This window comes from Psychrobacter sp. GW64-MNA-CIBAN-0177 (genome assembly GCF_040309585.1).
GTDB lineage: Bacteria > Pseudomonadota > Gammaproteobacteria > Pseudomonadales > Moraxellaceae > Psychrobacter > Psychrobacter okhotskensis.
In genome coordinates, this window is sequence record NZ_JBEOOY010000362.1 from 1 (window position 1) to 260 (window position 260).

Below are 260 nucleotides of genomic sequence, written 5' to 3' on the forward strand. Positions count from 1 at the left end.
CGGTAACACCCTTATCAAAACCATCTATGTAACCTTGCTCGTGCCCTTGTTTTACACCTTCTTCAAACGCATCTTGTCTAATGCGCTCAAGTTCGGCCATAGTAAGCGCAGGTAACTCAGGTTCTTGCGGCTCTTCAATTAGCGACTCTTCAGCCATTTCTTTTCGATACAACTCAGCAAGCGGTGTACCAAAGGCAGTAGAGCGATTACCAAAGCTTTTTTCATCGGGTGCTACATCAGGAACATCCCAGTGCTTTAAT

1 protein-coding gene is annotated in these 260 nt (G+C 45.4%); it reads right to left on the reverse strand.

What is annotated here, in order from left to right; all coding sequences use genetic code 11:
- Positions 1-260, reverse strand: a 260-nt coding sequence (locus AAEY79_RS15455; protein WP_352289414.1) for a hypothetical protein, incomplete at both ends; no start/stop codon positions are given.